At 44.6% G+C, this 24,024-nt stretch carries 24 protein-coding genes and 1 pseudogene; 17 read left to right on the top strand and 8 right to left on the bottom strand.

The genetic code is table 11. From position 1 onward, the window contains the following. Positions 1-392: 392 nt before the first annotated feature. Entirely contained in the window at positions 393-770 is a 378-nt protein-coding gene (locus tag QUA88_RS20900; RefSeq protein WP_333136107.1) for a hypothetical protein, read from the bottom strand. A gap of 58 nt (positions 771-828) precedes the next feature. Beyond that, entirely contained in the window at positions 829-1,683 is an 855-nt protein-coding gene (locus QUA88_RS20895) for a hypothetical protein (protein WP_333273598.1), read from the bottom strand. Between the two features lie 176 nt (positions 1,684-1,859). Between QUA88_RS20895 and QUA88_RS20890 the strand changes: the two genes are divergently transcribed. The 4 genes from QUA88_RS20890 to QUA88_RS20875 all read left to right on the top strand — a co-directional run bounded on the left by QUA88_RS20890 (position 1,860) and on the right by QUA88_RS20875 (position 4,472). Beyond that, complete coding sequence (locus QUA88_RS20890) at positions 1,860-2,243, top strand: hypothetical protein (protein ID WP_333195921.1); 384 nt, start codon at positions 1,860-1,862, stop codon at positions 2,241-2,243. 637 nt (positions 2,244-2,880) lie between these two features. After that, entirely contained in the window at positions 2,881-3,066 is a 186-nt protein-coding gene (locus QUA88_RS20885; protein WP_333273595.1) for a hypothetical protein, read from the top strand. Positions 3,067-3,510: 444 nt separating this feature from the next. Beyond that, entirely contained in the window at positions 3,511-3,957 is a 447-nt protein-coding gene (locus QUA88_RS20880) for a DUF6932 family protein (protein WP_015211867.1), read from the top strand. Beyond that, entirely contained in the window at positions 3,954-4,472 is a 519-nt protein-coding gene (locus QUA88_RS20875; RefSeq protein WP_333195928.1) for a DNA-binding protein, read from the top strand. Before QUA88_RS20880 ends, QUA88_RS20875 begins: the two co-directional genes overlap by 4 nt. 80 nt (positions 4,473-4,552) lie before the next feature. On the opposite strand, the gene QUA88_RS20870 is transcribed toward QUA88_RS20875, so the two are convergent. Then, complete coding sequence (locus QUA88_RS20870) at positions 4,553-4,876, bottom strand: hypothetical protein (protein ID WP_333195930.1); 324 nt, start codon at positions 4,874-4,876, stop codon at positions 4,553-4,555. Positions 4,877-5,017: 141 nt separating this feature from the next. Continuing rightward, positions 5,018-5,992: a tyrosine-type recombinase/integrase gene (locus tag QUA88_RS20865; RefSeq protein ID WP_333273591.1), complete on the bottom strand. Its 975-nt coding sequence runs from the start codon at positions 5,990-5,992 to the stop codon at positions 5,018-5,020. 734 nt (positions 5,993-6,726) lie between these two features. On the opposite strand from QUA88_RS20865, the gene QUA88_RS20860 reads away from it, so the two are divergent. Further along, positions 6,727-6,975, top strand: a complete 249-nt coding sequence (locus QUA88_RS20860; protein WP_333273588.1) for a hypothetical protein — start codon at positions 6,727-6,729, stop codon at positions 6,973-6,975. Between the two features lie 201 nt (positions 6,976-7,176). On the opposite strand, the gene QUA88_RS20855 is transcribed toward QUA88_RS20860, so the two are convergent. After that, positions 7,177-8,655, bottom strand: a complete 1,479-nt coding sequence (locus QUA88_RS20855; protein ID WP_333273585.1) for a transposase — start codon at positions 8,653-8,655, stop codon at positions 7,177-7,179. Between the two features lie 56 nt (positions 8,656-8,711). Between QUA88_RS20855 and tnpA the strand changes: the two are divergent. Further along, positions 8,712-9,102, top strand: a pseudogene (gene tnpA / locus QUA88_RS20850) (IS200/IS605 family transposase). A 585-nt stretch (positions 9,103-9,687) separates the two neighbouring features. On the opposite strand, the gene QUA88_RS20845 reads toward tnpA, so the two are convergent. Continuing rightward, positions 9,688-9,942 (bottom strand): hypothetical protein, encoded by a 255-nt coding sequence (locus QUA88_RS20845; RefSeq protein WP_333273582.1) that lies wholly within the window; start codon positions 9,940-9,942, stop codon positions 9,688-9,690. A 6-nt stretch (positions 9,943-9,948) separates the two neighbouring features. Here QUA88_RS20845 and QUA88_RS20840 point away from each other — a divergent pair, with 6 nt between their 5' ends. Further along, on the top strand, positions 9,949-10,104 hold the full coding sequence (locus QUA88_RS20840; RefSeq protein WP_333273579.1) for a hypothetical protein: 156 nt from the start codon (positions 9,949-9,951) through the stop codon (positions 10,102-10,104). 234 nt (positions 10,105-10,338) lie between these two features. Here the strand turns inward: QUA88_RS20840 and QUA88_RS20835 are convergent, their stop codons facing one another. Beyond that, positions 10,339-13,326 carry a DUF3987 domain-containing protein gene (locus tag QUA88_RS20835; RefSeq protein ID WP_333273576.1) on the bottom strand — a complete coding sequence of 996 codons (2,988 nt, stop codon included), beginning with the start codon at positions 13,324-13,326 and terminating at the stop codon, positions 10,339-10,341. Positions 13,327-13,616: 290 nt separating this feature from the next. On the opposite strand from QUA88_RS20835, the gene QUA88_RS20830 reads away from it, so the two are divergent. From QUA88_RS20830 to QUA88_RS20795, 8 genes are all read left to right on the top strand, one after another. Beyond that, positions 13,617-13,982 carry a hypothetical protein gene (locus tag QUA88_RS20830; protein ID WP_333136337.1) on the top strand — a complete coding sequence of 122 codons (366 nt, stop codon included), beginning with the start codon at positions 13,617-13,619 and terminating at the stop codon, positions 13,980-13,982. A 415-nt stretch (positions 13,983-14,397) separates the two neighbouring features. Continuing rightward, the gene (locus tag QUA88_RS20825; protein WP_333273574.1) at positions 14,398-14,667 is read left to right on the top strand and encodes a thioesterase II family protein; all 270 of its coding nucleotides are present in this window, start codon (positions 14,398-14,400) and stop codon (positions 14,665-14,667) included. Between the two features lie 23 nt (positions 14,668-14,690). Beyond that, complete coding sequence (locus tag QUA88_RS20820; protein ID WP_333273573.1) at positions 14,691-15,350, top strand: 4'-phosphopantetheinyl transferase superfamily protein; 660 nt, start codon at positions 14,691-14,693, stop codon at positions 15,348-15,350. A 398-nt stretch (positions 15,351-15,748) separates the two neighbouring features. Beyond that, positions 15,749-16,099 carry a hypothetical protein gene (locus tag QUA88_RS20815; protein WP_333273570.1) on the top strand — a complete coding sequence of 117 codons (351 nt, stop codon included), beginning with the start codon at positions 15,749-15,751 and terminating at the stop codon, positions 16,097-16,099. Then, a complete protein-coding gene (locus QUA88_RS20810; protein ID WP_333273567.1) occupies positions 16,068-16,385 on the top strand; it encodes a helix-turn-helix domain-containing protein in 318 nt (105 codons plus the stop codon). Before QUA88_RS20815 ends, QUA88_RS20810 begins: the two co-directional genes overlap by 32 nt. Positions 16,386-16,652: 267 nt before the next feature. Next, positions 16,653-16,847: a hypothetical protein gene (locus QUA88_RS20805; RefSeq protein ID WP_246276690.1), complete on the top strand. Its 195-nt coding sequence runs from the start codon at positions 16,653-16,655 to the stop codon at positions 16,845-16,847. Positions 16,848-17,302: 455 nt separating this feature from the next. Beyond that, positions 17,303-18,532 (top strand): hypothetical protein, encoded by a 1,230-nt coding sequence (locus tag QUA88_RS20800; protein ID WP_333273564.1) that lies wholly within the window; start codon positions 17,303-17,305, stop codon positions 18,530-18,532. A gap of 209 nt (positions 18,533-18,741) precedes the next feature. Next, on the top strand, positions 18,742-20,169 hold the full coding sequence (locus QUA88_RS20795; RefSeq protein ID WP_333273562.1) for an AAA family ATPase: 1,428 nt from the start codon (positions 18,742-18,744) through the stop codon (positions 20,167-20,169). A 572-nt stretch (positions 20,170-20,741) separates the two neighbouring features. Here QUA88_RS20795 and QUA88_RS20790 read toward each other — a convergent pair. After that, positions 20,742-20,870 (bottom strand): hypothetical protein, encoded by a 129-nt coding sequence (locus QUA88_RS20790; protein WP_333211870.1) that lies wholly within the window; start codon positions 20,868-20,870, stop codon positions 20,742-20,744. A gap of 19 nt (positions 20,871-20,889) precedes the next feature. Between QUA88_RS20790 and dnaN the strand changes: the two genes are divergently transcribed. Continuing rightward, positions 20,890-22,392 carry a DNA polymerase III subunit beta gene (gene dnaN / locus QUA88_RS20785; protein WP_333211872.1) on the top strand — a complete coding sequence of 501 codons (1,503 nt, stop codon included), beginning with the start codon at positions 20,890-20,892 and terminating at the stop codon, positions 22,390-22,392. A 126-nt stretch (positions 22,393-22,518) separates the two neighbouring features. Then, complete coding sequence (gene dnaX, locus QUA88_RS20780; RefSeq protein WP_333273558.1) at positions 22,519-23,934, top strand: DNA polymerase III subunit gamma/tau; 1,416 nt, start codon at positions 22,519-22,521, stop codon at positions 23,932-23,934. Positions 23,935-24,024: the final 90 nt, after the last annotated feature.

The following is a 24,024-nucleotide window of genomic DNA, read 5'->3' as shown; positions in this document are numbered from 1 at the left end:
GTAAAGCCACCTAAATTCACCAAATTATAGCAACCGCTTTCGTCGGCGGCGGACGCAAGACGCAAGACATCCTCAATCGCCAGAATGCAAACAATTAAATCGATCGAGTTGTTTGCGGGTGCGACTTTTTAGCCAAGACCAGCACTATTCAATTTTGTTGAGATCGAGAGAGCGATTTGGATCGCTCGTCTATTGCAGGCAGTAAATTAGCCGACTGAGGGTCGAAATTTTTTTGGGGCTGCCGCGGTCGATCGCGGCAGCTTTAATCTGCGAGCGCCCGCGCGCAACCGCAAGCAAACCACGCCGCAACCGTGGTTTTATTTGGCGGTCAATATTCTCTAAAAAATATTAACAATTCAGAACTTAAAGCCCAAAAAGTCGAGAGATAGTCATTAGCGATCGGCGAGAGCGCTCGCTCTTTGTTTGCAGTTGTCTAATTCTGCCTCGCACAATTGCAGTAGTTGTTTTAATTGTGAATAAGAAAAAAGCTCTAAAGTAGCCTTTGTTCTTCGATTAAAGTCAACTTTTAAAAGTTCGCAGACCATTCGTGCAGCTTGATTGGTGTCGAAACCTTCGGAACTGCTGATAACGCCGATTGCTGTTTCTTCGTACCAGCGTGCGGCTTCGCCGTTTCCTTCAATTTCGATCGCGGTTGCAAAAGGTCGATCGTCTACAGTGAATGGGTCAGATCGTTCCATCCGAATTCGATCGCTGTTGCCAAAGTCGGGCAATACTGTTTTACCGTTGCTTAGTCCGATACTTGCTGCCATTGCATTTTGCTCTTGCGTGACGCTAGCGATTGTAGCAGGTGCAGTAGGTGCAACAACTTTATGGATCGGGAGCGGAACCCGCGTCAGAGAGATTAAATATTTCAGAGGGAACCGAACCTCCGTCAAGGCGAACTATAACAGATCGCCCACCGTTGGCAAAACCTCTGACAGTGCCCGTATTTCCGCCATAGAGGGCGTTGCTGTTGCCAATTTGAACTAAATCCCCTTGGGCCAGTTGTACTGTTTCAACGGGCGGCGATCCGATCGCTAAATCCAAAATAGGTTGCTCTGGCGCGCTCGACGTTCGACCGCTGTCTGGGTTGCTGGCTGCTGCTGCCGACTTCAAAGGTTTCTTTAAAGATTTTTTTTCATCTCGAACAGCAGCGAGCGCCCAATTGATGCTGAGTGTTTCGCAATCTTTCAAAAACGCGGAGCTCCGCGCTTTTGCTTCGATAAGGTTCCAATATTTTGAAATCGCCATGTAGTCCTGTGCGGTTCGCGGGCGAATTCCCGCCGACTCCAAGCAGCTCAGGAATTCTCCATAATTGCACCGTCGCTTAAATTCTTGCAGCAGCAAACCCGCATTGCGAGCGCAGTTCAACTTTGCAAAAGCTAGCTCTAGTTCCTTTCGCTCGATGCGCTCTATTAGTCTGTGCTCCGACGCAATTCGGCTTAGCAATTCTTGTTTGTCAAAGCTTTCTAGATCGAACTCCGGTAAGGCTTGCGAGATATTAAACCCTGCTGGGACTGACGGCAGCAACTCAGCAATTGAGTCAGTTGTCAAAGGTGCCGCACAGTCGATCGCTTGTTGAGCGTCGCTTTCATGTTGAGGGCAATCGACCGGTTGTTCTGCCGGAGGCTGTGGTTGAAACTTGGCTTTCGATCTGGTTTTAGCTTTATTAATTGCTTTCATTTATTAAACTCCTGCATCAAGAGCTGCAAGTCTTCAGGTTTTTCCCCGCTCCGGTCGATCGCCAGCTTTTTTCTTCAGACATAATGTTTGTGCTATATTGAGCTTGTCTGAGTAGGCAACAATAATTAAGTAATTACTTAATTATATGATATAGTTTCAGTTATGGCTGAATAAAAATGAAGTTTTATGAAGCTCTCGACAAAACCCTTGAATACTACGGGATCACTGCTAAATGGTTGTCGGAGCAGTCAGGCGTAAGCCAGCAAATGATTTCGCAGTTTAGAAAAGGGAAGCAGCGGGTTTATAGCGACAGTCTTGAGGCAATGATTAGTTCGCTTCCTCTGGAGCCGCAGCGATATTTGTTCAGTTTGTTTCTTGGCGATCGAGTTCCGGTTTTTTTGGGAATGGATGAGACGGAGCTTGCAGAGATTATGGATGATATTGCAGAGATTATCCGTAAAAAAACTGTTCTTCGATCGCAATCTCAGGTGAGCGGCCCGCAATTGGCTGCGGGTAATTGGTTCGATCGTTCATGCTTGGGCCGATCGTCCATTGGTTGAGATTCACGTTCCATTTTTGAAAGCACAATCTCCATCAAGAACATTTATCCCTTTTTTACTGGGGACAAAAACGCGGAGCGGAGCGTTTTTAGTTTTCTGGCGCAACCCCCCGTGATGTACAGTGAGGGACTGAGGTCTAGGGTCTAGGGTTTAGGCCTGAAGGCAATAAAATCAAGGGTTTCAGGAATTCAGAACGTCCTCACCTCCTTGGCGATTGTTGTCTCTTTCATGCGAGAGCCTCACCGGACAAAAACGCGGAGCGGAGCGTTTTTAGCCTTTTGTAGTGGGAAGTTCCCTGAACTGTATGGCTTTGAGGCAATGTAAATTAAATGTTACGAATCCCGATGAAGTTAGACTTTCATCGGGACGGAAGCGGGACTTTTGGTAGGCGGAAGCGGGACTTTCGTTAGACTCTATAGACTCCGCGTAAAATAAATTTGCAGCGTCTCGTTTTGTCTGTATTTCGTCCGACATTCGTCGCGTTTGGGTATCGATCTAACCCTGCAAAATCCAACTTTTTTGTTGCTAAAAATCGGTATAATTTAGCACCCGTTACTGAGAATGTTGTACTAATATCCAACAGGTAAACCGCGATTTGTGCGATCGCTTGTTGTTGCAAAACTTCATGTATTGTCTTGTGCAAGATCGTATCCCGACTTTACCCCGTATTGACAGTCCAGGATTGAGTGGCGGTGCGATCGCATATTTCGATCCGATCGCGTATTTCGATATTATTGTAATTTGTTATTGCAAGTGGGTGCCGATCGAATCGGTTTTAGAACCGTTGGCTAAAGGTCAAGTTACTGTCGATTCTTTTGGGTAATGAAGCCGAGTATCGGGAGTATTTAGAGCGAAATGCTTCTCAAGTTGAGGTAGGATAAGTATTGGTAAAAGTTGGCGAGTTACGCTCGGGATAGCTGCGCTTCACGCGCTTGAATCAAACAACAGCTAGATGAGAATGCAAATTGCGAGCGCGACTTTTTCTACAAGCAATTGAATTTGTGCGATCTCGCACAATGGTTCGTTGTTTTCGTCGCGCGAGCGCTCAAAATACACTTGGTACTTTACCGATCGTACCTCATGCGTTTGAAAACTGTTGCAGGCTGTGCTAGCGTAGCGACTTTTGTCCGATCGAGCGTTCCTGTTACAACTTATTAATTATGACAAATCGCGATCGCTTTTTCCCAAACATTCAGGTATGCTGAGCAAACCAACAGTCATTAAAAACTGACAGTAAAATTGTGTTAAGGTGTAAAGGTGTGAGGGCATGATTCCTAAATTTGATGAGAACGGCAACTTGCCACCGGGAGTGCATTGGTGCGAATGGGAGGAGTTTAAAAATAGATTTGGTACTAATTCTACGAGGCAGCGAATGATAGATGGTTTGGAGTTGGCACTCGCCCAATTAAAAGCAGCAGGCTGTAGAACTATTTATATTAACGGTAGTTTTGTTAGTAGCAAGCCAAAACCAGGTGATTTTGATGCGTGTTGGGAACCGGAAGATGTGGATTACGATTATCTGAGAAAAAATGCCCCGAGATTGCTAAATAATTTAGACCGCAGCGCGCAGAAATCCAAATATAAAGGTGAAATCTTTCGTTCGGACCAACCTGTAGGAGATAGCGGATTAACTTCTTTAGAATTCTTTCTGCGCGACAGAGAGTTAAACCCTAAAGGGATTATAGCCATAGATATATTAAGGTGGGAACCATGATTAAAAACGAAAAAGAGTATGAATCCAGCCAAGAATGCGCCCGCAGATTTGAAGATTCTCTTAAGGCGTTAGAACGAGATGAAGAACTGAAGAAAAAAGACCCTGATGGTTGGCAACTTTCTCGCGATGTCAAACAATCTCATTTGACGGCTTTACAAGCAGAGATTGCTGAATACGAAACACTAATTAAGTGCGAGAGAAATCAGCCGATTTTCATTAAAATTGACAGCATAAATAAGCTGCCAGATGCTTTAATTAAAGCGAGAATAGCAGCCCAAATCAGCCAACAAGAACTGGCTCAAATACTAGGAATTGAAGAACAGCGAGTTAGGCAGTATGAAGATACAGATTATCAATGCGCCAGTTTTGTAGAAATCCTCGAAGTTAGTACGGTTTTAGGCATAGAATTTGAAATCGCCGCGATTCGAGTAGATTTTGAGGAAATAGAAGCTGTCAAACAAAGCGCCCGGAAGTGGCGAAAGGAAAAAATTAACCTGACAGCTAAAGCATCATAAATGTTAGGCCCGATTGGCTATTCCTGATATTAAGCTTCTCAAACAGCCTCAGACAATATAAACTTATTTCCTCTCGTTCTTTACGCGGCAGCCGGCAACTCTTCGGTTTCTTGTCCCAAAAACCGCTTGATGACAATTTCCCGGTAAGCCTCTAAATCGGGCTGCCAGTTTTCCAGAAGCTCGTACAAATGATGCAGCTTTTCCCCTTCTAATTCCCCCGCAATTTCATACTGGAAATTGCCCGAGAACAATACAGCCGGAGTCGGTTCGGCCAGAGTGCAGTTGCAATAAAGCTTCGGCAACGCTCGCCAGTGGCGAGCGTGCCAAAACTGGGTCGATCGGGATGGGGATTGCCTAAAATTTACTGAGTTCGCAGTGGGTTGAGCGCAAAACGCCAGCAGCATTCAACACGTGGAGGCTCGATCGATTTTGGGGCGATCGCCTTTCATCAGAAACTTGGATAGAAACCCCGTCCTTTTTCTTGATGGGATTGCCTGAAATAGAAACAGTTCCCTATTTAACAATCCGAACATACAAATCTAAACTCAATGCACCAAATCAGCCAGCAGCCCCGACGCTTCTCGCTGCAAGCTCTGCCGATTGTCATCGTAACAATTAAGGACGTTCGAGCTGGTATGGCGGCTCAACTTCTGCGCCATTCGCGTATTGCCATTGCTTGCATCTAACAGCGTCGTAATTGCAGCGTGGCGTATTCTGTGCGGGCTGATTCTTTTAGGAATTCCCGCAGCGGAGCAAGTTGAGAAAACAAGCTTGTAAATAGCGTACCCGCTCAACCTCAACCCGTATTCCCGCTTTGTCAAAGCAATAAATAAAGGATCTTGGGGCATTGCAGCTCCCCGCACGCTCAGCCAATCAGAAATCGCATCTGCCGTCGCGTTGTGCAAGTCAATTAGCTGCGCTTGAGTTCCCCTACCTTTGCCGTAAATGTTCAGAGTTCGGGCTAGCGGGTCAAAGTCGCCTATATTGGCGCCGCCGATTTCTCCCCGGCGCAATGCATTGTCCCACAGCAGCCGGAGAACTGCATAGTCGCGCTTTCCCTGGGGCGTACTCCGGTCAGGAATGGACAACACCGACTGCATCGCCACCACATTCTCAGAAGCAACTCGGCCAAACCCTGTAGTATCCCGGTAAGGAACCACCTTCTCTCCTTCAACATCTACCAAACTCCACTCGCACTCGCCCACCTTCCGAGCAAAATTCACCAAACTTTTGATCGCCGCCAGTCGCCGATTAATCGTCGCTTCCTTGAGTCCCTTGTCGATTAGTTTGGCTTTATATTTGAGAACCACCGCGACAGCGGCGAAGCGATTCAGCCGTAGGAACTCGCGAACTAATGCCGGATGCGGTTCCTGCCCCGTCATTGTCATAAAAAAATCGTACAAATCTTTCTCATAAGCCCCCCTTGTGTTGACAGAGCGCTTGGCAGCTAACAGCTCTGCCACTAGGTCGCGCGTCGAAGCTATCTCTCCAAAGGAATTAGCAGCGTGTTCTAAGTCCATAGCCGGCCTCATAATGTGCCTTTCCAGACCAGATTACCTGAATCTGGGGTGCAAATAGCACAAGATTCAACCTTGAAAGACAACTTGAATACGTGCAGAAAATTTGCTGGGCTGTAAAAATACTCAGTTTCAATTTTGAGTCTCAACACTACTTATAACTAAAATTTATTGACGATTTGACGATTCTCCTGAACTTCCCTGTTTGTAAAGGTTTCAACTTCTAAGCTTCATTGACGATTTTTGACATTGTTTTTGACGATTCTCCCCAAATGCTTTCCACCTATAAGTTTGGGGAATAGCCCCTCTATTTTTGACGATTCTGACGATTGGTTGAGCGACCTGTCGCGATCGTCATTGACGACTTGCGCCTGACATGATCCGGTCGCCACTGCTATCTGATTGACAATCGTCAATGACGATTCTGAATTGTCAAAGCTGTTATTGACGATTGAAGTGCTTATGGAGTAAAAGTTTTAGGGAATCGTCAAATCGTCAACGCTAATTTTAAGCTTTTGCAAAAAAGGGATCGGCAGGCATTCGCGATCACACTCGGGAGCAACTAACTTCCCTGTAGCGTTTTGAACCAGCATCCGACATAACCTTGGCTTTTGAGGACTTGATGCCTCACAAGTGTCCTAACTCAAGGTCACGACAAATTTTGTTTGACGATTTGACGATTCTTCTAAACTATCGTATTTATAAGGCTTTCAGCTTCTAACTTTCATTGACGATTATTGACATTGTTTTTGACGATTCTCCCCAAACGCTTTTTCAGCATGGATTTTGGGGATATACTGCAAATTTTTGACGATTTTGACGATTGCTTGACGCCCATCGCCCTATCAAGCTGGCAGGGAAGCCGATTGTCCTTGTTATCGCGGGAGCGGGCGATCGTGAATTTATTGGGATGTGACTGGGGAATCGTCAATGACGATTTTCAATCGTCAAAGCTGCTATTGACGGGGGAACTGCTTGATGTGTAAGAGTTTCAAACTATCGTCAAATCGTCTATGCAATTTTTAAATTAGCAGTAAATTAGATGCTGGATAGTCCGTCGCGATCGTCCACAACCAACTTGCACCCCAGCATTTTCCGCTTTTCTCCTAACACAGCTTCTACAAAGGTCGGGATTCAGTTTGACACTCCCACCCCTGAAGGGGATGGGATTCTTTAGGAATTTCGCCCTAAATATCCCAGAGAGACAATTGCTTGTGCTCTGGGTTCTCGCCCACACGCCGTTTGCCTTTTTGGGGCAGCGTATTATCTGACGAGCGTTCGTACATTCCGATATTAAAAAGAGTCGTTTGTACTGGTTTCGACGAGTCCCGCCGTACCTTTTTCTTGACAACATTTAACCCGTAGGTTTCTATTGCCTTAGCTTTTACATTCCTGGCCGCTTGTAAATTAGCATCATCAATATGCCCGCAATTGGTGCAAATAAACTTTTCACCATTGCGACTCTTTTTATCAATGTGCCTACATTTACTACAAGTTTGACTGGTGTATTTGGGATTAACTCTATAAAGTTTCTTGCCTGACTTCGCAGCCAAATATTCAAGTTTTTGAGTTAAGCCATACCAACTTGCATCAGCAATAGAACGATTCAACCCCCGTTTAGCTGATTGACCATTAGATAAAAATCTACCAGTATCAGACTTGACGGGTTTGCACCGTTTCATCATGTTTTTAACTTGTAAATCTTCAACGGTAACAGCATCAGCTCTTTTGACAATTCGATTAGCCACATCCCATTGATAAGATTCTCGTCGCTGTTGAATCCTGTTATGTAATTTACTCGCCCTAAGTTGAGCTTTACTACGATTTTTACTTCCCTTTTGCTTCCGACTAACCCGCCTTTGTCTAATTTTCATTAAACGCTTAGTTTTTTTGTTGGTGGCAAAACGCGGGTTGTCAATACTACTTCCATCTGACAAGTAAACCAACTTCCCTAATCCCATGTCACAGCCAGTAATGGTTTTAATTTCACTGTCTGGGATTACTGGGTAATCTGGGACTGTCTTGTTTTCAATCCGAATCGAAACGTACCAGCCATCAGCTTTCTGTCTAACTGTGACTGTTTTGATTTCAAATCCATCTGGAATAGGGCGTGAGTTATAAAAACGCATCCATCCGATTTTAGGTAAATAAATTTTACTGCCCTTAATTTTTATCCTCCCTGGCTTGTAGCTAAAGGATTTAAAATCGTGATGGCGTTTAAACTTGGGGAACCCAGCACCCTTAAAGAATTTATTAAAAGATTCGTTAACTCGGGCTACGATTAACTGTAAAACCCCAACATCAATCTCTTGATACCAAGGTCTAGCATCTTTTAATTCTTGCAGATTTGCATCTTGCATTAAAACTACCGTGCGTTTAGGATATCGATCTTTTTCCCCTTCTTTCTTGGCTTTACCACCACCGTCTTTCCAGGGGTTAGCTAATTGCGTTCCCTTAACTAAGCTGCAAGTCAAAGGTGTGATTTCAACTTGTGTTCTCAAGTCAGAATAGCTACCGCAAATAAATTGCTGATGCCAGCCATCAACACGGTCACGCAAACACCAGTTGTAATTAGCTCGTAACATATCGAGCCAGCCCGATAGTTTTTTAAACTGTTGATTATTGGGGCGCAACTTGTACTTGTAACTCAAAATCAATTTGCTCACCTCCAGAACTTATCTTATCGGATCATTGTAGATATTGGTGACTTAACAACAATTATATGCCAGACAAATACAGACGCAAAATTACATCAGTAACGCTTATTCGATATCATTTTGTTTGGATTCCGGCTAGGCGCAAAAAGGTGTTGGTTGGTGGAGTGTCCGAACGGTTAAAGCAGCTACTGAAGATAAGTGTAATTAGCTCGTTGTTCTATTGTGGCAATGGAAACCATGCCAGATCATGTACACTTACTTGTTGATGCCCCACCTAATTTGGCTCCAGACCAGATTATGTTTAGGCTCAAAGGGTTTACTTCGTTTCAGCTTAGGAAGGAATATCCGCATCTCAAAAAAATTCCTTCTCTTTGGACTAGAAGCTATTTTTGTGGTACGGTCGGCAATGCTTCTGAGGAAACTGTTAAAAAATATATTGAAAACCAAAATACTTGAAGGCGGCTGCACCCGCAGCGCCTATCCCGACCCCTGAAGGGGTGGGCACGGGCGAGCGCGGTCAATCTCTGTCAAGCTGTGAACCAGAGCGCGACTAAAAAAGAAATTTTCTTTGACGATTTGACGATTCTCCTAAACTCTTGTATTTATAAAGCTTTCAGCTTCTAGCTTTTATTGACGATTATTGACATTATTTTTGACAATTCTCGATAAACGCTTTCTCTGCAAGGGCTGTGGGAATGTACTGCGAGTTTTTGACGATTCTGACGATTGTTTGACAACCTCTGGTGGACAAGCGAACTGCCACTATCACATGAACTCGATGTAAGCGAATGAGCAGGACTTACGCAGTTACTCTATATATAGTTATTTAATGTAGACTTTAATTTACTAAAACACTATATATACCGTTTTTTGTAAGTCCCGCGAGTAATGTCAACAATGAATCGTCAATGTCAACAATGAATCGTCAAAACTGTTACTGACGATTGAAGTGCTTACGGGGTAAGAGTTATAGGGAATCGTCAAATCGTCAACACAAAAATAGGACACTATAGGCGCTTGATGTGATTACCGTGAGTAACGTCAGCAGTGAATCGTCAATGACGATTCAGAATCGTCAAAGCTATTACTGACGATTGAAGTGCTTACGAGGTAAGAGTTATAGGGAATCGTCAAATCGTCAACACAAATTTTGGTGTTCTGCGAGTTTTCTACGATTCTGACGATTGCTTGACAAGTCCGGCTTGGCGAACTAGCAGTTTGTAGGTTGCCACTGTTACCAGTACGCTCACCTGCGGGCGATCGTAAATCTCTTGGGATGTGCTGAGGAATCGTCAATGACGATTGAAAATCGTCGAAGCTGCTATTGACGAGGGAACAGCTTGCTGTGTAAGAGTTTCAAACTATCGTCAAATCGTCAACACAGTTTTTAAGCTAGCCGTAATTAGGTATCCGGTGACAATTGCGATCACCACAACCGACTGGACTTTTGTACAGTGACTTTTTATTTGACGTGGAGACATATTAGTGCCGTTAAACAGGCAAAGCTAAATCTGGCTTGCTTTTTTGGCTCAATCTAGCGAAAGCAATGCTGATAGTCAAATGCTAGAACGCGCTCGCAAACTTTCTCTGTAATCCTGTAAGAGGGAAGGTTTTGCGAGCGCGACACAAAATTGTCTCGATGTCATTTAATTAGGCACTGTACATAATCCCCAAAACGTGGCAGACCAACAATTATCTTAAAATGCGCCACTTGAAAGACTTGCCGACCTTTTTCGTTTCACCGAGGTTCATCGAAACCATTTGGTTGAAGACCGCAGCCGTAAAGTCCGTGTTCGACATCTGGCGCAGTTTAGCTCCTGCAACGAGTTCGCGACAGTTGCGGTATGCTTCACGGGTGCTGATCCAACCTTCAGCAACCGTGTCCCGCAACTCTTCTGATTTCTGAATCAGTTTCTGAATGACCGGGACTGTATCGTCCTCATCTTGCTGCTGCCCTTTGTAAAGCACTTCAGCCTGGTTGATGTAGAAGTAGCTGGTGGCGATCGCCTTTTGAATGATGTCGGCCCCAATCGAGGTAGGAATTTCAATCTCAAAAGGCTTGTCGGAACGTTCCCCGCCTGAGAGCTTCCACTCTTCTTTCAACTGCAAGTAAGTTTTGAGAGTGCCGTCCGGGTTTTTTAACTTGCAGATTTCGTGCAAGCAATGCAGGATGAGGGCAATCCGCAGGCAGTACCCGCTCCACTTGGACATGGCTAGCTGGAAGCCTTCATTCAGTTCAGCTTCTTCGCGCTCGACCATCGGGTTGAAGAAGTGCTGTTCGTAGTAGTCGGCTGCCGAGTCGCTGAGGTGGTAAGTAATCGGAAAACCCTGGTAAACAGTGCGGTTCGTTTCATCTTTGAGCACTTCGCCTGTCTCCTCATTTTGAACGGGACGATAGTGCATTTTGAGGACGGAAAGTTTGTGGTAGATGTCTTTGAGAAAGGCGTCAATGTCGGGGTAGGGCAGTCGCGTCCGCCGCCGTTTGGGCATCTGGGCCAAGCAGATTACCCACCGGGCCATCCAGCCGCTGGAAATTTTGCGGGGCGTCATCTCTTCGTCAAGCGTCTTGCGCTGGATGGTGCCGGTGATGGGGACGCACGACCTCTCCACCTCGACTCGACGATCGCGGTCAATGAGGATGACTTTGGGACCGCCGCCGTTGTTGAGGGTGAGGTAAAAGGCTTCGTCGTCCCCCTTGCCAGCCCGATATTTGTTGAGGGCTTTGAAGAAGCCGTCGATTTCATCGCGATGGACGAGGAAGCCACGCGGATTTTCGTTGATGGTGCGGATCAGGGCTTCTACGGTGATGTGTTCGACCCAATACTCGCGGGGAACGGGTGGGGGTGGGAGTTCTTCTGGCGGGTTGTCAGGGGCTCGATTTTGCTGGGTGGCTTTTTGTGCTTCTTTGTAGCTTTTGAGGGCAATGCAGTATTCGCTGTTGGCGTCCTGCTGCAAGAGCCGGATGGGATTGACCATAACTTCTTGAGTTTGACTTTTGAGCTTCCCGGACCGGGCGGTGCTGATCGTCCACAGCACGCAGGACTTTTGTTTAAATCCAGGCCAAGCAACAACTTCAGCGGCCGTGCCGATCGCGCAGCCGAAGGTTGACCAACCTACTGTCATCAGATGTTCGGCGCTGGTGGGCATTGCAGCAGCGATTTGTGCCAGGATGCAGGCAATTTCAGGCGGTAAAATTTGGTGCAAGTCGAGACTCTGCTTGCGCTTGCTAACTAAATCTTCAATAAGGGTTTTTTCGCTTTCGACTTCTGCGAACTGCCATTCTTGCAGTCGGGTTAAAACGATTTGTTCGACGTATTTGGGGTCGAGTTCCAAAGCTTGAGCGATTTGGGCGCACTCGGATCTTCGTTCTGACAGGGGAATGTTGCCCCGTTCGAGGAGCCGATCGATATATTTCAGGAGCAGGTTTTCTTTCTGTTTACTGTCAGAATCCGGCGGGTAAAAATTATCTGTAACCTGACCGTTGTTTGGCGGGATGCTCTCTGACGCTACATCATCTGCTTGTAACTTTTGAGAGTTGAGCTGCTGCTGGCTCGCTGTCAGTGATGCCCTGGGGCGCTTGTCGATACCCCATTCTCCTAAAATCCTGTCTTTAATGTGAGGGGGGCATGAAGCCTGGAAGGTTTCTCGATCCAGCCGGTAAATCTTTTTCCAGCAATTTTCAGAGTCTCCGCTGTGATATTCGGCGGCGGTTTGGCAAGCGGAGGGGCTAATGGTTTTGAGGATGCGCTGCCATTTGTAGGGATCTCGGCTGCTGTCTTCCATTTGCCCCCAGGCGTACTCGGCTAAGATTTCAGTGGTGCCGGAGTAGGAGATACTGTAGCGGTGGCAGAACTCTTCCCAGCCGTAACATTCGGAGGCGAGAGCGGTCAGGGCGTCGGAGCGATCGCCTGTTTTGGCACCACCTGTCAGAATTTCAAGGGTGCGGGGGGAGATGAGGTCTTCTAGGCGAATTGCGCCGGGGACGTAACTTCCTACAGAACGGGGCGAGGTGTTGGCAGGAACAGACGGGTGCTGTTGCCGTGTTGGGTAAATACCAACATCTTCCGGTTTGGCAACTGTAGGCGGATATGCAACAAAATACTCCCAGCGGTATGGGATGCCGTTCGCGCCGACAGTAGGGGGCAGCAGGGTGTGACCGCCGTTTCGGGCAAGCAGTTCGCCCATTCGGGACCTGTCTCGATCTAGGCTGAAGGCTGTCCAATCTGGTTCTTCTGTGAAGGCGAGGATGACTCGGTATCCGCCCGAAGGGGTGCGAAATCGAGGGGCGACATTAAGGAGGGGGTAGTCGTTGAACCACTGTTCAAGGCGCGCCTCAAAAGCTTGTGACGAGGAGAAGACTTTTTCTTTACGATCTAGATCGACAAAGGCGATGTAGTGGCCCTGTGTATTAGGTCCGCCGCCGAGAGTGCCGATGCCAGTGGTGTGGGCGAACCACTTCGCTAAGTTTGCCTGAGTTGGCAATTGCTTTTGATAGGGTTTCCAACTGACTTTGACTGCTTTTCCTTTCTGGTTTATCCAAGCAGGCGCTTTGCCTCCGGGAACGTTGCAGTCCCTTTCGCATTCCTTGGGACATTCCGGCAGCGCAGGTCTGCCCAAGCAATTGTGGAGCCAGTCGATTGTCTGGGCGATCGTCTGGGGAGCCTGATTAATGTCGCTCATCGGCGTACCTCCAAGCGATATGAGAGGAATTGGGCGATGCCTTTTTTGACATCTTCCAAGTGCCTGCTCCGGGTTACCGAGAAGTTTTTGCTAAAAATTTGGCAATTTGTGTTGGCAAATCTCCTAATTTTGCTAAAGTTAAATAGCATCCAATTTTGCTTCCCCAGCCAAAAAGCTTTATGTGGCTGTGGATGCAGGTCAGTCTCCATCGAAAACCTCCATTTTGACCCCAATCATTTACCAATAGTAAATCTAGATTCACCCACAGTGAATTAAGGTGACAAATCTTAATGCTGATTTATGAAGCCTTCCACAATACGTTGAAACGTTATGATATCAGTGGCAAAGCCCTAGCTCGAGTTGCTGGGGTCAGCGAGAGTCTTGTGTCGCAGTTTAGACACGGCAAGAAGGGTGTAACTGACGAGATGCTCGACAACCTGTTGCAGGCGATGCAGAAGATTGCTCCAGGAGCACGCAAACATTTTTGTTCGCTGGTAGCTGGGGAGCTGGTGGAAGGAGCGGGTGTGGAGAATGCAATTAAGGAGATTTCTGCTGAGGATATTCCTGAATTGTTGATGGCGATCGCGCGTTGCTGGAAATCAGTTGACCATCCATCAATTTATGCAACAAGTGCGTTGATGGAGTTCCATCGCTAAAATGGTAGCACTCTAAGATAATAGATGTAGCGCCAAATTTTTAATAATTTTATACCTGCAAAATTCATATTTAATGAAAATTAATATTTAGTGTGATATGGAATTAATTTAACTACTTAATTTACCCAAATATAGCAACAAAAAGTAGTTATTTATCAACTACAACTACCATTTCTTCACTAGATTTGTTCCTAATTGATACTTATTTGTTATTGAGGTCTCTGGTGGTAGGCCTAATTGTTTGCGAAAATCTGAGTCCTACTTAGCGAGTTACCAATTTTTAGCAGTCGCATCCGCTAGCCTTGCACCTCACATTCCCGATCCATAGCCAATGCACGCTCTGTCAGAACCGGAATTGTTGCATGAATTGCATCGTCTCAACGGTATCCCTAAAGAAGTTATATAAAATTACGAAATGATGCAACTACTGATTCCTATTGTGCGGGCAGATTTAGCAATTGATGAAGTCTATGTTTATACTAACGAAGCGCCATTAGAATGTCCGATTACTGTAATTGGTGGTTTGCAATACCCCGAAACGAGTCCCGATATTATTGAAGGTTGGAACAAACATACAATCGCTTTTTGTTCGCTGCAAATGTTTCCATACCATCACTTTTTTTTAAAGAGATATCAGTTGCTTTTGCTTCAAGCTACTTGTCAAAAATTGCAGCAAAATCAATAATTTTTCACGGCTTACGACTAATAATGAATACTAATATAATTGAGTGGAAAATACCCCCAAAAGACCTAATACTTAATAGCGATGAGGTTCATGTTTGGCGCGTTGATCTGGAGATGAGAGCATCTTGCCTACAAAGCTTGCAGGAGAGTCTCTCTACTGACGAACTTAAAAGAGCAGAGCGTTTTTACTTTCAGAAAGACAGAGCGCATTTTATCGCAGCTCGCGGTATTCTCAGAAAAATTTTGGGCTGCTATCTAAATAAAAATCCTAACGAACTGCGCTTTAGCTATAACCCCTACGGAAAACCATCTTTAGTTACCGCAGTATCCGAATATAAACTTTGCTTCAATTTGTCTCACTCTCACGGAATTGCTCTCATTGCTGTGGAGCAAAATCGAGAAGTTGGCATTGATATTGAACGCATTCGTAAAGATTTTCCCTACCAGCAGATAGCCGAAAGTTTTTTTTCGCCTTTTGAAAACGCCGTATTGCGCTCGCTCCCCGAACATCAACAACTGAGAGCTTTTTTTACCTGCTGGACTCGCAAAGAAGCCTACATCAAAGCGGTAGGTAAAGGTCTTTCAATTCCTTTGGATGGATTTGATGTTGCGATTGCGCCGGGAGAACCAGCAGCACTGTTAAACTTTCTGGAAAATCCAAAAGAAGTTTCCGATGGTCTTTGATTGAGTTAGTCCCCGGTTTAGATATGGTAGCAACTCTTGCCGTTGAGGGCGATCGCTGCCAACTTCTCTGCTGGCAGTGGCAATACTCCTGCTAATAAATCCTAGAAGGGATTCTGGTTGATCAAACGCAGCCGATTTAAGCAAAGTTTTAGTACCTTCTCTCGGACAAACAGCAGTCTAGAAATTAATTGCAGCGGGCAAAAAAGGAGTCAACGCGATTGGGCGGGATTTCAAAAAATTGATAACCTAGCCAGAGTTTAAATTGGGAAATAGTCGGTCAAATATAGATTCCAATTGATTGATTCAAGGAGATGTCGCGCTGCAATTTCTTTATCAAGAAATTGGTCGGAAAATCTATCAAAACAAATCTGTTGCAATAGATGCACAGTTGAGAACTCATGTCAATCTCAAAAGGAAAGCGAGATTTGATTTCGGGCCTGCCACTAAAACATTTGAAGGATATGCCGCCTGCAATTGAATTGCCTGCCAACTTTGCCAAAATTCATCCCCCGCGCTTTAACTGTGGCGAAATGGTGCGCTGGACGGGTGTTAGCGAAGAAGCTGACAGAGGAATGGTTATCGGCAAATTTTACAACTACGAACAATGTCAATGCTGTTGGATGTGGTGTTACATCATTTGCCTTACTCCTGATTCCAAAAGTGCAACGTGGTGTCAGTTTGATACTGCCTGGGAGGAAGATTTGGAGAAGTTTGAGGATGATAAAAAAGCAGCAGAATCTGACCGATAGAGAACGCAATTTGATTGCAGTTTACAGTCAATGCCAATTGCGAATGACACCGAGGCAGTTTTATGAAAAGTGGGGAGTGAGTTATGAGGAAATCGCTTTTATTTGTTCTCGTTCTGATTCTACAGTGCGGCGTTGGTTTAAAACGGGTAAAAATCGCAGATTTCCTACTGCTGTCGATTTGCGTCATTTGGCTTTAATGGATTTTTTGCTGGAGCATTTTGAGGAAATTCCAGAGACATTGGTGGCTTTCCTGTGTCCGCCTTGCGAAGAGAATAGCCTGGATTAATAGTGGCGCGTATAACGGAAAGACTGTTTAGGGCAACGACTGTATACGTTGTCGCAATCATATACTGCTGACTTGTTCTAACAGTTTTGTTGGCTGCTATACATCAAGCTTTTTCAGCATCAAAAAATAATGGGAGCTTGTCTTAGCACAAACCTTGTCAAATATCAATGTCACCGTGACCTGTCTTTGACAAAATTATTCAATTACTGTCTTGGCAAGCAATGAAACAAGAGCACAATCTGTTACTTTTAATGCTGAGGTACTAAAATGACCTACTCTGAAAAATTGCACCCGTGGTGTATCATTAGCCTGCTTCCTAATTGTCAGCGTGTTATTGTGGCACGATTTCGTAAGAGAAACGATGCAGACGATCATCTACGGGTTTTGCAGCGGTTAGTTAAAACGCGCACATTTGTGATTATTTTTGACATCCAACCAAAGCCTACTGTGCCTAAAGAATAACGGCGAATGCAGCGAAGGTTTGAAATCGAATTAATCGAGATACCTGCGTTAGTTGAATAACCGACTTTCCAGCGATTTCTCCCAGCGACAGAACCTACTGATAGCTGGGAGAACTTTTTATGAATTGAATGATGTTAACTAAATAAATTGTTAGCATTCGACTTTTTAAATTGTACTAACTACAACTTTTTATCATAGTCTTGATTGACTATATAGAGCTATCGTATTTGTACGGGTAATTACAATTATATGAGTGAATATACTATGATTAATAGCTGTGCAATCGTACATATGGCTAATAGTAGTATAGCTTGCCATCACAACAGATCCTCCCTCTAACAACAGCTAATTTATTTCCTGCAATTGGTGGCTCAAGAATCCTTTGTTAAGGACACCTGCAAATTTAAAGCTACCCCCTAGCGGGAGAAGTTAAGAGATAACCACTTCTTACCGTTATGAACGCTATCAACCCCCACAAAACCTTTCCTGAATCAGCCAGCCAGCACTCCCCTCAAATCCAAGAAGTGATTGCAGTAATTTTTCCTTTTCTCGCGGATGCACCTGCTGAAGAACATCCCTTCAAATTAAACGATATCGTAAAAACAGGCAACCAATACGGTATTGTTACTTCTCTCAACAAAACTGAAAAACCTGTGACAATTACTTGGGACGCAAGTCCCGGCGAAGATTCATTTTCTTGGACTTATAACCTCGACGAAATCCGCGCCCTTAAAATCTCCATCGTGCCTCAGTTTATCCCTAAAAAGACTGCTGGAGAACTTCCAACTTGCACAACCATCGTACTCGCTAATTCCGAACAGGTACAATTCAGAAATGCAACTCCTTTCAAAGTAGAATCGCTGAGCGAACACCACATTCTCATCTGGGCTCTCGGCCAATTGTATCACTTTCCCATCAACTTGTTTCCCGGCTACCCGACAATTTGTACCATAGATATCCCGACACCCCAACAATTAAAAGCCGCCAGCTATTTATCTGTTACCGATATCATAATCAGAGCTAAAACGCATTTAGCTCTCGAAGTACCCGACAACTTTTTAGAATTCGCTATGCCAATCCACAAACAGCAGTTGAAAGAAAAAATAGCTCAACAATTGAGCGAAGAAAATTACCAACTTCTCGACTTTGACATAGCTTGGGAAGAAGCCTGGAAGCAGCAGTTAGAAAACCTAACAAAGAAACAAGGCTTCTACGGATTTAGAGAGGAAGATTGCATTTTACAGCACCGAGAAGGATTTCAACGAATGGGGAGAGTCCAACACTTGAACGTTGAAGAGCCACGTCCATTTCACATCCAGTGGAACAGCGGAGAACTCCTAAGTTACAGCTTGAGAGAACTCAAAGGTTTGGGTATTGCCCGCATCGAACCTATTGTTAAATTATCGCCCAATGTGGCTTATCAAATTAGCGAAGACGGCTCCTACTTTACAGCTTGGATTGGGTTTCGTACTAAAGCACTAGCTAAAGCGTGGCTAATACCTGTCAAAAAGCTAGTCGGCAACTTGAGCAATTTAATTGAGTGCCAAATTTATGAACTGCAACATACAGGTTCTAAATATGAGTATGCTGTAGAATGTCCCCGACATAAAACATTAAACAAGCGTCTTGAAGCTCTGGAAAAAGTTGTTAAACTTGATTTAGAAAGGATGCCATTTACGAGATGAGTGGGAAGTAGCAAGCACTTCGTAGGGTGTGGAGGGTGCTTTTTTGGTGGAACAAAAAACAGAAAAATTTCCTATTTGTCTTAAAAATTTTATTAACAAGACTTAGGAATCTTCCTTGCCCGGAATCTAAAAAACCTACTTTTGAAAGACTCCCCCGTCAAGCTAACGCTTAATCAGAGGTTGATAAAATTAGTAATGGACGCTAACTAATGATTCAAACCTTACTCGAACAACCCCAAAAACTTACACAATTTCCCTTCACGCTCAAACCGCAACAGCAGCAAGCCCTTGACAAATTGAGAACCTTTCTAACCACTACCGAGTCATTCTTCTTGCTGTGTGGCTACGCAGGAACTGGAAAATCCACAATAGTCTTTCAAATTATCCAAGAACTCTTGAGTCAAAGCAAACGCATTGCCCTCACAGCACCTACTAACAAAGCAGTCGGCATCCTCAGAAAAATGGCAGCGTCTCAAGGCATTTTCGGAGTAGATTTTATGACAATACACCAACTTTTAGGATTAGGCATGGTCAGAAAAGAACAAGAAAAAGCTTTGGAACAGACAAGTTCCAGCAGCCTTCACCTCTACGATATCATCTTCCTCGACGAATGTTCGATGGTTGGAAGCGAATTGTGGAAATGGATAGAACGCAATTTTGAACGCACGTTCTTCAATCACCGCAAGCTAATTTTAATGGGCGACCCCGCTCAGCTCAATCCTGTAGGAGAAAAAAAGTCGCCTGCTTTCAGCATTACCAATAAAGCTGTACTGACCAAAGTTGTCAGGCAAGCAGGGGAAAGCCCTGTGCTCGATTTCATAACAGAATGCCGCTCTTTTGTCAATAGCAAAGCAGACATATTTTTGCCACACTCTAAATACAAAAAAGGAGACAAGTCAAACGGTGCATTCAAAATTAAATCAGAAACGCTGCTACAATATGCTGTCAAAACGATCGATCTGGAATTTGGTCAAAATCCCGATCGTTTCAGAATTCTGTGCTGGACTAACAAACGAGTCAGATACTACAATCAGCTTATCAGAGAACAAGTCTACGGTCAAGCTGCACCCCAATTTGTACCGGGAGAAAGGCTAATTACCAAAAAACCCGTCATGGCACCTGACGGCAAAACCGTAATTTTGCCGACTTCAACGGAATTTACCGTCAAGGAAGTTGAGATTAACCAGCACGGAGGCTATCGAGTTTGGCTGCTAAAAATTGTGACTGATGACGGTTTATTTCGGCAAATCTTTGTCCTGCACGAGTCCGAAAATAAGCGCTACCAGGCTGAACTTAAAGAAAAGCTCAAGAGTGCTAAACGCAATGGATTTCTTTGGAGGAAATATTACTGGTTCAAAGATGACTTGTTTGCTGAAATTAACAATTGCTTTGCTCTGACTATTCACAATTCGCAAGGCAGCACTTTTGATGAAGTTGGTGTTGACGGAAGCGACCTTTTCAGCAGATTGTTAATCGGTCAAGATTTGAGCAGGCAACAGAAACTTAAAGAGTACCATCGACTTTATTATGTCGGTGCAAGCCGCTGCCGATATCGAATATTATTTGTTGCCCCCAATGACTTGTACTCAAACAATAAACTTCTCAACCAAGAGGTAAACTTTTCAACCAAGAGGTAAAGTCCTCAACTATAGCAGAAGGAAGAAGGAAGAAGGAAGAAGCAGTAAGAGCAATGGTTTCAGCGATTAAGAAGGTGCTAACCGTCTTGGCTGTTGCTATAACAGGTAAAGTCCTCAACTAACAGGTAAAGTCCTCAACTAACAGGTCCATACCTTTCTAAAAAACAGTCACTAACGCTCAACTTTCAGAAAGCTTCTCCATCGGGACTTACGCTGCATAAGTCAATTTTCACACTATCTGTAGTAGTAACGTGTGCCCTCAGCACCCTACAAGTAGAGTCTGTGCGTAAGTCCTATAGCAATCCGATCTGAGTCTCACAACACAACGCCCTCTTGTCTTCTTAGACTTGTTGTATAGCAAGACTTTCAGATTTTACATATCTAGAAAATCACTTAGGATTGCTATATTTATAAAATAAGAAGAAAGGGAAACGGAAAGGCAAGGCGAAGCAGAAGGTAAAAATGGAGAAAAAAACTTTAGTTTTGGGTTGATAGCAACGCTAAAAAAATTAATAATTGTATCGATACCCACCGAGTTAGATACAAAATGTCTACCCTTCAATCCTATGCTTTTAAGCGTGGGTTCCTTCCCCTTCTCCTTCCCCTTCTCCTTCTCTTTCTCCTTCTCCTTCCCCTTCCCCTTCCCACTCCTCTTTCTCAACAACCTGAATAAGTGCTGCTACCGCAGCGGCCAATCGCACCCCTGACACCAGGCTAATTATGGCAAAATCTCGACTAACAGGAACACCGCCTCAAGAGGAAAATTTGGAGATAACAGTTAAGAAAAAACGCTCGACTGCCACAGCACGTAATTCTGCCAAAACTGTGAAGAAATCAGTCAAACCAACAACTGAAACTGACTCGGTTTGCGAACCCTTAACAATCTCTCCACAAAAAGTAGAAGCCTTGCAAACTTGCACGAGTTTTGCAGAACTTCCAGCAGTCGATTCTTCTTCTCTAGAAACATTCTCAAATGAGGCAATATTGCCTTCCCCTTCTCCTCTCCCATCAGCTATTGAAGTTGCCTGCAATTCAAGAGAATTCAACGATTATATACAAGCCCTGAAAGGCATCATTCCCAGCAATAGCAGCCATCCCATTTTGTCCAATATTTTGATTGAAGCTGATGCAGAAACTCAACATTTGCATCTGACTGCTTACAACTTAGAATTTGGAATGCAAGTGAGCTTTGGTGCGAATGTCAATCAATCTGGAAAGCTTACCCTCCCCGCACCCATACTTGCTGACATTCTGGGAAAATTTCCTAACGGCAGCCTCACCTTAAAGAGTTCTTCTGAAATTATTAAAGGAAGCCACGTTCCATCAGTCAGTGCCACTCTGAGTGCGTCAAGAAGCAAGCACGCCATTCGCGGGCTAGCTGCGGACGAATTTCCGGCTATCCCCAGCGTTCAACAGAAACTTGTAACGCTTCCTGCTAGCGTATTAATTTCTGTCCTAAAAGCTAGCTTATTTGCTGTAAGTTCTGAGGAAAACAAACGCATTTTAACAGGAGGCAATTTTCAACTCAGTCACGACGCAGACAGAGGACTCGATCAACTGAGAGTTTGGACGACAGATGGGCATCGGGTAGCAATGGTTTTAGGATTGAACGAAAGCAGCAATTCCCATCTTTTGAGCAGTCAAGTAGTTAATTTTACTGTCCCTGCTAAGGTACTCCGGTTATTGGAGCGTTCTTTGAATTCTGCTGACAAAGTTACGATTTACTATGAAGGTTTGCCAGAGCAACCTAGTAATTTTGTCGCATTCGAGTGGAATAATTGGCGGTTGACCACGAAGTTGCTAGAAGGGCAATATCCGGTTTGTGACCAAATTATCGCTCCCTATCGACCTGAATTTAGCCATCAAGTGGTGGTTGAGAGGCTGAGCTTTTTAAAAGCCTTAGAGAGGTTAGCTTCTCACAGCGACAAGTCTCACCTAACAGCTATTTTAGAATTCGATTTAGATGCCCAACAATTGCGAGCATCACTCAACAATACTCTCAGTTCAGGAACTGAAACAGTTGATGCTAAACTCTGGGGCTGTGAGTTTTGTCTCAAGTGCGACATCCGCTATTTGATTGATACAGCCAAAGCGATTTCCAGCTCTGATTTGCGGGTGTTAATGGCAACTCCTACTACTCCCCTACTGATTGCACCGTTTGGAACGCCTGCGTCGGGTACAGAGGCTAAGGAGTGCGAATATATTGTCGCTCCGCAAGAATAGTCGTGCATGTGGGAGTGGCATCTAAATTTGATGCCCTCTCCTGCAAAAAATATGAGTTTAATTTCAGGCACGGCTCACGCCTCCCCTATCGGGGAATAGTTACCAGAAGTATTCTAACGACTCAAAATGTACCAACCACTGCACCTCAAATACCGACCCAAAAGCCTCCAAGAATTAGTGGGTCAAGACACCATCAAAACAACCTTGACCAATGCCATCACCTCCGACAAAATTGCTCAAGCTTACCTGTTTACTGGCCCCAGAGGAACAGGCAAAACCTCAACCGCTCGCATTCTTGCTAAATCCCTCAATTGTTTGAATAGCAAAAAGCCAACCGCCACTCCTTGCGGAGAATGTTCAAGCTGCAAAACCATTGACTCCTGTTCAAGCTTAGACGTAACTGAAATCGATGCTGCCTCTCACAATGGCGTGGATGATGCCAGAGAATTAATACAACACAGCAACTTTGCGCCAGCGATGAGCCCTTACCGCATCTGGATTTTAGACGAGTGCCACCAACTCAGTACCAGCGCTCAAAATGCTCTCCTCAAATGCCTTGAAGAACCTCCGGCTCATGTGGTATTTATTCTCTGTACGACTGAAGCACATAAAGTCCTGCCGACAATTATCTCCCGCTGCCAAACTTTTAACTTCCGAGCCTTGTCAGTTGATGCTATTGTCGGACAATTGCACAAAATTAGCTCTGCTGAATCTATTGAGATCGCAAGTGATGCCATGCGGGATCTCGCTCGCACCTGCGACGGAGGGTTAAGAGATGCCTTGCAATTACTCTCTCAGCTTTCACTGCTAAACTCAGAGATTACCCTAACTCAAGTTGCAGAAGTATCTGGCAGTATCAGCGAGCAAGAGTCGATCGCCCTTCTCAAAGCCATTCATTCTGGCGATACCTTAAGCGTACTGCAATCTTCGAGAACGCTCATTGACAGCGGCAAAACCCCTAAACTTATTCTCAGCAGCTTGCTAGCAGCAATGAGAGATTTGCTCATTGTCAAATCAACGCGCCACTGCCAGAATTTAATTGCAGGGCCAGTAGGCTACTCACAACTGCGCTCGCTCGCTCTTCATCTGGATTTTGAAACAATTGATGCGGCTTGTGCACAATTGCAGAAATCAGAATTTCAATTGAGAACTAGCACCAATGCAGCTACGTGGTTAGAAGTTTGCCTGCTGAACTTGATGCTGTCAAGCAAACCTGTAGCCAAGGAAATGCGATTGCCGGCAACTTTCCCATCTAATCAGCCCGACAAATTTGATAAAAGTCCTCAAAAAATAGAGGCAGATTCTCCTGACTTTGAGACAACTTGGGCGCAAGTAGTAGCAGCAGCGAAACCAGGCAATCGTAGCCTGTTAAACCGCGCTCAAATTGCCGAACTTTCTGCTGATTCATGTGTGTTAGTAGTAGAAAGAAAATACGCGAACAAGTTTCAGAGTCACCTTGAATCCGTGCAGCGGATTGTTACTAAAGCTTTAGGCCGCTCTGTTACTGTCACTGTCAAACAACAGGAGAAGTTAGCAGCATGATTAGCATCCTAATCAGGGTAAACGCATCTAAATTAAGTTGACAGAAAATCATATTTGTGCATGATTTGTTTTTTATAAAACAATTCTTAA

The sequence above is a fragment of the Microcoleus sp. D3_18_C2 genome (assembly GCF_036702395.1).
Classification (GTDB): Bacteria; Cyanobacteriota; Cyanobacteriia; order Cyanobacteriales; family Microcoleaceae; genus Microcoleus.
Note: the sequence above shows the minus strand (reverse complement) of the source record. Positions and strands in the feature narration are given on the sequence as shown.

Excerpts from the sequence above, each read along its gene's own strand:
- QUA88_RS20900 (WP_333136107.1), bottom strand. The coding sequence starts at position 770 with ATGGCAGCAAGTATCGGACTAAGCAACGGTAAAACAGTATTGCCCGAC.
- QUA88_RS20895 (WP_333273598.1), bottom strand. The coding sequence starts at position 1,683 with ATGAAAGCAATTAATAAAGCTAAAACCAGATCGAAAGCCAAGTTTCAA.
- QUA88_RS20890 (WP_333195921.1), top strand. The coding sequence starts at position 1,860 with ATGAAGTTTTATGAAGCTCTCGACAAAACCCTTGAATACTACGGGATC.
- QUA88_RS20880 (WP_015211867.1), top strand. The coding sequence starts at position 3,511 with ATGATTCCTAAATTTGATGAGAACGGCAACTTGCCACCGGGAGTGCAT.
- QUA88_RS20875 (WP_333195928.1), top strand. The coding sequence starts at position 3,954 with ATGATTAAAAACGAAAAAGAGTATGAATCCAGCCAAGAATGCGCCCGC.
- QUA88_RS20870 (WP_333195930.1), bottom strand. The coding sequence starts at position 4,876 with ATGCTGCTGGCGTTTTGCGCTCAACCCACTGCGAACTCAGTAAATTTT.
- QUA88_RS20865 (WP_333273591.1), bottom strand. The coding sequence starts at position 5,992 with ATGGACTTAGAACACGCTGCTAATTCCTTTGGAGAGATAGCTTCGACG.
- QUA88_RS20835 (WP_333273576.1), bottom strand. The coding sequence starts at position 13,326 with ATGAGCGACATTAATCAGGCTCCCCAGACGATCGCCCAGACAATCGAC.
- QUA88_RS20830 (WP_333136337.1), top strand. The coding sequence starts at position 13,617 with ATGCTGATTTATGAAGCCTTCCACAATACGTTGAAACGTTATGATATC.
- QUA88_RS20825 (WP_333273574.1), top strand. The coding sequence starts at position 14,398 with ATGATGCAACTACTGATTCCTATTGTGCGGGCAGATTTAGCAATTGAT.
- QUA88_RS20820 (WP_333273573.1), top strand. The coding sequence starts at position 14,691 with ATGAATACTAATATAATTGAGTGGAAAATACCCCCAAAAGACCTAATA.
- QUA88_RS20815 (WP_333273570.1), top strand. The coding sequence starts at position 15,749 with ATGTCAATCTCAAAAGGAAAGCGAGATTTGATTTCGGGCCTGCCACTA.
- QUA88_RS20810 (WP_333273567.1), top strand. The coding sequence starts at position 16,068 with ATGATAAAAAAGCAGCAGAATCTGACCGATAGAGAACGCAATTTGATT.
- QUA88_RS20805 (WP_246276690.1), top strand. The coding sequence starts at position 16,653 with ATGACCTACTCTGAAAAATTGCACCCGTGGTGTATCATTAGCCTGCTT.
- QUA88_RS20800 (WP_333273564.1), top strand. The coding sequence starts at position 17,303 with ATGAACGCTATCAACCCCCACAAAACCTTTCCTGAATCAGCCAGCCAG.
- QUA88_RS20795 (WP_333273562.1), top strand. The coding sequence starts at position 18,742 with ATGATTCAAACCTTACTCGAACAACCCCAAAAACTTACACAATTTCCC.
- dnaN (WP_333211872.1), top strand. The coding sequence starts at position 20,890 with ATGGCAAAATCTCGACTAACAGGAACACCGCCTCAAGAGGAAAATTTG.
- dnaX (WP_333273558.1), top strand. The coding sequence starts at position 22,519 with ATGTACCAACCACTGCACCTCAAATACCGACCCAAAAGCCTCCAAGAA.